Consider the following 5,187-nt stretch of genomic DNA (forward strand, 5'->3'; position numbering starts at 1 on the left):
ACAACGAGGAGCGGCCGAAGAAGGCATTGGGCGGACTGACACCGAGCGCCTACGCAAAGCAACTGGCATCCACTACCATCAACCCCGGACTCTAAATCGCCCCGCTACTGAAAGCGGGGGGACGTCGGCCCGGCGCCGGTCACATGCTGCGCTACGGAATTGTGGGCCGTTCCGGTGGGGACTTCGTAGCGGGTGTGCGGGCGAGGAAAGAAACGACTCTTGTCCGAATATGAGGCTCGACCCAGCCGCTACCCCGTCCTGTGATAAGCCATCTGTGTTGGGCTAGCCATCGCGTTCACCGAGCACACGGTGCTGGCTCGGGGGAAGGATGCCTAAGCGCTCTTTCAGGCTATCTGGGCAGAGCAAACGTTGAATAGTGCTGTCGAATATACGCCAGCTTCGGATCAATGTAGCGCTGACAGAAAGGCCTACTTGGATCGGTTCGATAGTAGTTCTGGTAGCGCGCATCCGACGCCTTAAAGCCTGCAAACGATAGCACCAAGGTGTGCACTGTCTCGCCAGTCTCTTCGCTCAAGTGGGAAACCGCTTGCTCAGCTTCATGTCGCTGGCTCTCTTCAAATATGTAAATTGCACTGCGGTATTTGCTTTGGAGCGAACGGGCTCGGGTGGCGGAGTGCGTTCTGAGATGGACCTCGGACAGCGTCGTCAAACCAATGACGGTGGGATCGAAGGTGACGATCACCCCCTCTGCCCAGGTGTCTGCCGGCGCCATCGATTGTAGGAAACCCTGGTCGACCTGCGTGACGCCGCGCAACGCTTGGAAAACACCCTCGGTGCACCAGTGGCAGCCTCCACCAAAGCCGACCTTTGCCATCCTCAACTCCTACGCAAAGGCACAACGGCTGGGCCGGACTTATCGAGCTGGCGGACGAACGCGATGATCCGCTGTCCGACTTCGTCCGCCATTTCGACATGAGGGTAGTGCCCGGCGCCCGCGACAATCATGGTTTCGGCGTTGATCCTCGAAGCCAAGCTCCGAGATTCTTCGACAGGGTCCGGGAAGTCTGGATCCTTCGAGCCCATCACGATGAGGCTCGGCACGGAGATCTCGTCTAGGATCGCTGCGGTATCGGACTTCGACAATGACAGCATCTTCAAGAGAGCCTGCATGCGTTTTGGCTCTCGGAGGTTTGCGGCGATTGCCGCTTTTACTTCAGCATGATCCGGTGCCGGCTTCGTCGGAAAAAGGCTGCTCCAGTACGTGGTGCAGAACCAAGTACGCCACGGGCCTGCGAATCCGAGCAAGAGGACAAGTTTCTGGATCGTCTTGAGGGGAAGATCGCGCACAATCGGCCCGAGCAGCACCACCCCGTTGACGAGGCCAGGAGACTCCTTGGCAGCCCAGAGCGCAGACCCGGCCGCGAACGAGTTGCCCATGATTGTGGCTGGACCGGCACCCAACTGTTGGAGGATGGAGATGGCGTCACGGCCGACCGCTCGCGCAGAGTAGTCCGGCCACTCGGCCGACGATTCTCCGAACCCGCGGACGTCCATCGTCACCACTCGGCATCCCGCATGCTGCAGCATAGGCTTCACGAGGCGGTACTCGGATCGCAAGTCGCCCATTCCCGGAATTCCGATGACGACAGGTCCGGCTCCGCCCGTGTCGTCGAAGGCTATCCTACCGCCCTCTATCTGAGTAAACTGGGTCCGCGCATCGTTAGACGCCATGAACGATCCGATCCGTTGAGCAGCAATCCTATCGGCTGACTTCGAAAAGGAACCACGCACGGCGTTCCGCCTCGTCGGTCCAGGTATCGATCAGGCCGGAGGTCGCATTGTCCTTCGCCTGGTCGGCGACGTCCTTTGCGCGACGCAGCGACTCGACCATGTGAAGATTATCAGCGCGCAATTCCGCCAGCATGTCCTGCGGCGTGACGAACTCCGCGTCGTTGTCCTTGATCGTCTGGTGGCGGGCGATATCGCCGATCGATCGGATGGTCGTATTACCGGTCTTCCGGGCCCGCTCAGCCATAGCATCGGTAGCAGCGAGGATCTCCGCGGCTTGCTCGTCGAGAAGCAGGTGGTAGTCCCTGAAGTACGGGCCCGAGACATGCCAGTGAAAGTTCTTGGTCTTGAGGTAGACCGCATAGCTGTTCGCCAAAATGATCTTCAGCGCATCCGCGACCGTCATGGTCGCGCTTTCGTCCAGGTCAGATGGTGAAGGCGCGGTTTCAGCACTGGAGTCTGTCATCGCTTGGACTTCCTCGATGATGGCTTGCACAAGAGACCAGCGCCGATTCTTTCGCACGCTGAGGTATCGAAAATGAATTTACCTCAGGACGAAGTCCAATGACCGGTAACTATAGTTTCGATAGTTCAGGCGACCAGAAAGGAGCCTAGGGGCCCAGGTTCGCGCGCATCACGGTCACGGCGTTTAGCGGTGAAGCGAAGCTCATGCGTCCGGTCGAAAGCTGAGCACGAATGCCACGACCTTTTCTGCAGACATCTCACACGGCTTGAGTGAAGCCTTGCCCGCTGAGACGCGGTACAGGTTGAAGCTGACGATGTCGGTTCCAGCCAGCTCTCGGGCAAAAAGGCTGTTACGTCGGCCATCTTTGGAGCGGCGGACTGTAACGCCGAAGCGCCGGGCTTTGTAAGTGCCCTCGCTATATCCGTCCGGTAGCCTAGCGAAAGCCGTATCGAATTCTTTCTCCTCCATTTCACGTCACTGGTGGCCGTTCGATGGCGAGTAGCTGGTCGAGCCCGCCTCTGGCATCGAGGGCATGGAGTTCGTCAGAGCCGCCCACATGCGTGCCGTTGATGAATATCTGCGGCACGGTGCTTCGACCTGAGACGTCGATCATCGCTTTTCGGTTTGACGCACTAGCCTCGATGTCGACTTCCGTGAACGCCACCCCCTTTTTTGTAAGCAGCGCTTTCGCTCGGCGGCAGTATGGGCACCAACTCGTGACATAGAGGAGGACCTCTGGCTTCATTTTTCATCTCCAATCGTTGACGCGTGACGTGAGTCCTTCGCGGCAGAACCTAAGTATCACCGCGACTCGCGAATGGCTGGGAGCGAGGGCGCAAAACTACGTGACGGCTGATTTGAGGAAGGCCGCAAGATCCAGGTCATCACGCAGCCATTTTCCTGACCGCATCCAGCACCCGGTCTTGCCGGTATGGCTTGGAAAAGAACGGAATATCCGGTGGGACAACAGCCTCTTCCGGCCACGGCCTTCCGGACGTGATTATGATCTGAATGGTCGGCCATTTGTTTCGAATACGGATGGCCAGCATGATGCCGTCGATGCCGCCCGGCATGTCCACGTCGGTGAAGACGACACGGATGTCGCGCCGTTCTTCCAAAGCCACGAGCGCAGCAGAGGCATCTGATGCTTCAAGCACTTCGAAGCCGGCTTCTTCAATCATGTCCGATGCAAAGAGACGGAGAAGTGGCTCATCTTCCACGACAAGCACCACTGGTTTGTTCATTCCACACACGTACTCCATCAAGCCTGGACCAACTGGCGCATAGAGGCATGCAGGTCCGCCGCGAGGCCTTCTGGATCGTAGCGAAGATCGACGCCACCAGTACCGACCAAACCGATGCTGATTAGCTTCGAGCCGAAGCCTTTACGCGTCGGCGGCACAACGGGAGGTCCGCCCTGCTCTCGCCACTGGATCTTCAGCAGATCGCCGTCCTGGCTGTCTTCGACGCCCCAAGACAGCGACACCTTCCCATAGTCGTTCGTCAGAGCGCCGTACTTGCAGGCGTTCGTCAGAAGTTCGTGCACGATGAGCGAAAAGGACAGCGCCGCTCTTGGCCCTAGCGCCACGGGCAATCCAGCCATTCTAACCCGATCCGAAAATCCGATCGCTTCTATGACGGTCGCCGCAACAGCTTGGAGATCAGCCTGTGTCCAGCTTGTCTGGAGCAGGGCGTCGTGTGCTGCGCTCAACGCCATCAGCCGACGCTCGAAGGCGTAAACAGCATCGCGGTCGGTGACGGTTCGCAAGGTTTGGCTCGCGATAGCCTGAACCATGGTGAGCGTATTCTTCAGGCGATGCGCGATTTCACCATTTACGATGTGCTGGCGCTGCTCGGCACGATGCCGAGCGACCCCTGCTTCAAGTCGGTCTGCAGCGCTCCGCAAGAATGCAATCTCTTCGGCGGTCCAGAGCCGGGGGATGCCGCAATGCACAAAGAAAACGGCAATTGTCTTGCCCTGATCGCGCACTGGCATGTCGATCACTGCGCGAATACCAATACGCAACGCGCCATCGAGATTGTGCAGCGCGCGCTCGTCAGACAGGGCGTCCCTAACTATCAGAGGGTCGCCATCGACGAGTGGCTTGTGCAAACTCCCAAACTCGTCAAGCCGGTGTCGACCGGCGATGCTCATCACACCCGGTGCGGTCCAGTGTGTTTCAACGTTGATCGTCTCAACGTCATGGTCGACGGTTCCAAACCCGGCTCGGTCCGTGGCGAGGGTCCGACCAACGATGGCAGAGGTGCCAGACGTCATCTCCTCTGTGCCGCTACTGCTGCGGATTACCTCACCGATCTCAACAAGAGCGGTCTGGAGTTCAGTTAGGCGCTCGCTAGCCTTGGCGATTCGACGCAGTTCGAGATTCTCGCTGGCGAGACGGGCAAGCGCCTGGAGCATCGCCCTTTCCATCTCGCTCAGCCCTGCCGGCCGCGGAGCGGTATCGATAACACACAGCCGACCGACTACCGCCCCGGATCGAAGGACTAGCGGCGCGCCAGCATATGCCCTGAAGTGCTTTTCGCCGGTGACAAGTGGATTGCGTTTCGTTCGCGCATCGGCTGTCAAATCGACGATCTCTAGGAGGTCGCCTTTGTCGATGTCGATCCGACAGACCGAATGTTCGATATCCGTCTCGCACACGTCGAGCCCGTACTTGGCCTTGAACCATTGTCGGTCGGTGTCGAGAAGCGTGATCAGAGCGATAGGAACGCCACAGGCCTTGGCCGCAACGAACACGAGATCGTCGAAGGACTGCTCGTCCGGTGTGTCGAGAACCATGAGTTCAGCAAGCGCTTTCGCTCGCTGAACCGCCCCCGCGTCGGCCGCACTGGCGCTCAGGCTCAGCACGTCAATGTCCTTGCACGCGAGGCGGCCGCTGCCGCGCCGATGTCCCAGCCGTAAGCTTCCCCGATCGGCAGACACCCCATAAGTAGAACTTTCTGGCATGTTC

General features: G+C 59.1%; 7 protein-coding genes. All 7 read right to left on the reverse strand.

Annotation, left to right across the window (positions count from 1 at the left end):
* Window positions 1–349 precede the first annotated feature (349 nt).
* A complete protein-coding gene (locus tag SPK54_RS13425) occupies window positions 350–835 on the reverse strand; it encodes a peptide-methionine (S)-S-oxide reductase (RefSeq protein WP_099648609.1) in 486 nt (161 codons plus the stop codon).
* Between the two features lie 2 nt (window positions 836–837).
* Window positions 838–1,692 (reverse strand): alpha/beta hydrolase, encoded by an 855-nt coding sequence (locus SPK54_RS13430; RefSeq protein ID WP_099648610.1) that lies wholly within the window; start codon window positions 1,690–1,692, stop codon window positions 838–840.
* A gap of 28 nt (window positions 1,693–1,720) precedes the next feature.
* On the reverse strand, window positions 1,721–2,245 hold the full coding sequence (locus SPK54_RS13435) for a DNA starvation/stationary phase protection protein (protein WP_330948380.1): 525 nt from the start codon (window positions 2,243–2,245) through the stop codon (window positions 1,721–1,723).
* Between the two features lie 171 nt (window positions 2,246–2,416).
* Window positions 2,417–2,683: a hypothetical protein gene (locus tag SPK54_RS13440; RefSeq protein ID WP_099648612.1), complete on the reverse strand. Its 267-nt coding sequence runs from the start codon at window positions 2,681–2,683 to the stop codon at window positions 2,417–2,419.
* Window position 2,684: 1 nt separating this feature from the next.
* Window positions 2,685–2,960: a glutaredoxin 3 gene (grxC, locus tag SPK54_RS13445; protein ID WP_099648613.1), complete on the reverse strand. Its 276-nt coding sequence runs from the start codon at window positions 2,958–2,960 to the stop codon at window positions 2,685–2,687.
* A gap of 139 nt (window positions 2,961–3,099) precedes the next feature.
* Window positions 3,100–3,459: a response regulator gene (locus SPK54_RS13450; protein WP_037520727.1), complete on the reverse strand. Its 360-nt coding sequence runs from the start codon at window positions 3,457–3,459 to the stop codon at window positions 3,100–3,102.
* 17 nt (window positions 3,460–3,476) lie between these two features.
* On the reverse strand, window positions 3,477–5,187 hold a 1,711-nt coding region (locus tag SPK54_RS13455), incomplete at its 5' end, for a GAF domain-containing protein (protein ID WP_330948381.1).

Origin of the sequence: Thermomonas sp. LB-4, assembly GCF_036409385.1 — a bacterium.
Taxonomy (GTDB): Bacteria; Pseudomonadota; Gammaproteobacteria; order Xanthomonadales; family Xanthomonadaceae; genus Thermomonas.

Excerpts from the sequence above, each read along its gene's own strand:
- SPK54_RS13440 (WP_099648612.1), bottom strand. The coding sequence starts at position 2,683 with ATGGAGGAGAAAGAATTCGATACGGCTTTCGCTAGGCTACCGGACGGA.
- grxC (WP_099648613.1), bottom strand. The coding sequence starts at position 2,960 with ATGAAGCCAGAGGTCCTCCTCTATGTCACGAGTTGGTGCCCATACTGC.
- SPK54_RS13450 (WP_037520727.1), bottom strand. The coding sequence starts at position 3,459 with ATGAACAAACCAGTGGTGCTTGTCGTGGAAGATGAGCCACTTCTCCGT.
- SPK54_RS13425 (WP_099648609.1), bottom strand. The coding sequence starts at position 835 with ATGGCAAAGGTCGGCTTTGGTGGAGGCTGCCACTGGTGCACCGAGGGT.
- SPK54_RS13430 (WP_099648610.1), bottom strand. The coding sequence starts at position 1,692 with ATGGCGTCTAACGATGCGCGGACCCAGTTTACTCAGATAGAGGGCGGT.